2 protein-coding genes are annotated in these 2541 nt (G+C 74.4%); both read right to left on the bottom strand.

All coding sequences use genetic code 11. From position 1 onward, the window contains the following. Positions 1-463: 463 nt before the first annotated feature. Complete coding sequence (locus BEK98_RS45345) at positions 464-757, bottom strand: hypothetical protein (protein WP_244202274.1); 294 nt, start codon at positions 755-757, stop codon at positions 464-466. A 99-nt stretch (positions 758-856) separates the two neighbouring features. After that, the gene (locus tag BEK98_RS45340; protein ID WP_094222679.1) at positions 857-2512 is read right to left on the bottom strand and encodes a carboxylesterase/lipase family protein; all 1656 of its coding nucleotides are present in this window, start codon (positions 2510-2512) and stop codon (positions 857-859) included. Positions 2513-2541: the final 29 nt, after the last annotated feature.

Raw genomic sequence — 2541 nt, 5'->3', positions numbered from 1 at the left:
CAGCGGCGCCGTCCTGGACCAGGCCGAGGCCGAGCGTCTGGGCGCGGACATCTTCGGCCCCCTGCTGGCCGCACCCGCACGGTAAGCCGGACCGCCATGAACCCGCCCCAACGCCACGCCCCGACCACCCAGGGAGGGACCGCGGCCCTGCTCGCGGCCGTCGTCGCCGCAGCCATTGTCTGCTGCGTGGGTCCCGCCCTGATCGTGGCCACGGCGTCGGGCGCGCTCGCCGCCTGGATCGGCAACTGGTGGGCGGTCACCAGCGCCGTGCTGTTGACCGCTGGGGCCGTGGCTTGGTGGCTTCGACGCCGTCGGCGGTCCTGCCGCCCACCGCGTCGCCCTCATGGTCAGGCCCATGCTTGACGAAGAAGGACTGGTCGTAGATGTGCCCGTCGCCGACTGACTGCTCGTGGCGGTCATTCACCCGCCCCCAGGGCACGAGCCATCGCGACGACGCCTCCGCTCACGGGGTGCTGGGGGCCCCTGCGCACAGTGCGTGGTCGATCAGGGTGCTGGCCGCGTTCTTCTGGTCCAGTATGTGCTCCGGGGTGTCGCCGCGTGCCTCGGACATAGAGACTGCGGCGCTTCGCCTGCCGTCGTCGGTGACGCCGTTGAGGGTGATGTAGCCGCCGTCCCCGCCCTCGTGGCTCCAGTAGGTTCCTCCGCAGGTCAGGGGGCGTTCGACCAGACCGAGCCCGTATCGGCCGCCGGGCCACAGTTGCTGGACGTCCGCGCTCACGGGGACGGTCTGCTTCATCTCGGCGAGCTGCCGCGGCGGCAGCAGACGGCCCGCGAGCAGGCGCGGGGAGGGTCCGCTGGCTGAGCCGGCGGACCCTCACGGCGGTCGTGTCCGTGGTCACCCGAGGGCGTTCCAGAACACGCAGTGGTGGCGGGCCTGCGTCGTGCGGGTGGGGACGATGTGGTCCGGCGCCAGGGAGAGCACCGTCTGCCGGGGCCAGTGTGGCGACGACGGGCCGTTCGGGTCGGCGGTGCGGGCGAAGCGGGTCCAGTAGTCGATCATGGTGTCGGCCAGCCGGTGCTGTGCCGCGGTCAGGTCGCGGGGGCGGCCGCCCAGTTCGAACAGGTAGGGCAGTTCGCTCGCGTGCGGTGCGCCGAGCGGGAACGGCGGCGTGCCCGAGGTGAGCGGCGGGGCGTGCTCGTCGGCGAACTCGTAGCGCCAGACGGGCACATGGGCGGACAGCAGGCCGTCGGTGCGCGCTGTCGGGCAGGCGAAGTCGGCGTCGCCGATGACCGCGCCGAACACCGGGCCCCCGTCGGTGCGGTGCACCGGGTACTCGCGGACGATCGCCTTCGCCTGCCTGGGGGAGGGGAAGAAGGCGGCCACGACGTCGGGCCAGGTGTCGGGAGTCACGGGATGGCCGGCCTGGACGATCCCGGCGGCCCAGCCGTTGCCCTCGTCGTGGTTGTTGCCGAGGAGCACAGGGACGCGGTGGAAGCGGCCGGCGGCGATCGCCGCCGCGGGGTCGCTGGGCAGCAACGGGGTGGTGTAGGCGGGTTGTTGATCGGTGTCCTGGGCCGCCAGCAGGCGGGAGACGTCCACGCGCCGCAGGCAGGCCATGACGTGCCGGGCCGAGCCGCAGCCGACCTTCGCCGCGAAGTCCGCGCCCGCGGCGCGCGCCGCGGACAGGGGGACGGAGGACGGGGCGAACGGCCGGTCGGGGCGGCCCGTGCACGGGCCGCTCTCGATGATCGCCCGCTCGAAGAGCCCCGCGGCGGCAGGTGAGGCGAGCTGGGCGCAGACGCTGTAGCCGCCCGCCGACTCGCCGGCCAGCGTGACATTGTGCGCGTCGCCGCCGAAGGAGCCGATCTCGGCGCGGACCCAGCGCAGCGCCGCCTGCTGGTCGGCCAGGCCGAAGGTGCCGGAGCCGGACAGCCCGCTGTGCGCGAGGAAACCGAGGGCCCCGAGGCGGTAGTTGACGGTGACGACCACGACGTCGCCGCGGGCGGCCATGCGGTGGGCGTCGTAGGAGCTGCCCGCTCCGGTGGTGAAGCCGCCGCCGTGCAGCCACACGATCACCGGCCGGGGGTGCGCCGGTCGCGCGCCGTTGGGCGTCGTGACGTTCAGGTGGAGACAGTCCTCATCCGTGCTCCCGCCGGGCACCTCGCCGGCCGGCTGCGGGCAGGCGCTCGCGGGCCGGGTCGCATCCCGTACCCCGGACCAGGGGGCCGCGGGGAGGGGCGGTGCCCAGCGCAGCCTGCCGACCGGGGGCGCCGCGTAGGGGATGCCCTCGAAGGTGCGATAGCCGTCGTGGGCGGCGCCCCGCACCAGACCGTCGTGGGTGCGTACCGTCGTAGCGGCGGTGGCGGCCCGGACCGGCAACGTCGTACGTACCGTCGCAGCGGCGGTGGCCTGGGCGGGCTCCGTCGTGCGTCCTGTCGTAGCAGCGGTGGCGGGCCGGTAGGGCTGGGTTGGTGGCGCTGCGGACCAGGCCGTCGCGAGCACGGCGGTCAGGGCGCAGCCCAGGGTGGTCAGGGCGCGGTGCATGCTCATGGTCTCCCCATCAGGGTCAGCTGCCGCCC

The organism is Streptomyces diastatochromogenes (assembly GCF_002242805.1).
Lineage (GTDB): Bacteria > Actinomycetota > Actinomycetes > Streptomycetales > Streptomycetaceae > Streptomyces > Streptomyces diastatochromogenes.
Note: the sequence above shows the minus strand (reverse complement) of the source record. Positions and strands in the feature narration are given on the sequence as shown.

Bases quoted from the DNA above. Each gene is read 5' to 3' on its own strand.
- BEK98_RS45345 (WP_244202274.1), bottom strand. From the start codon at position 757: ATGAAGCAGACCGTCCCCGTGAGCGCGGACGTCCAGCAACTGTGGCCC.
- BEK98_RS45340 (WP_094222679.1), bottom strand. From the start codon at position 2,512: ATGAGCATGCACCGCGCCCTGACCACCCTGGGCTGCGCCCTGACCGCC.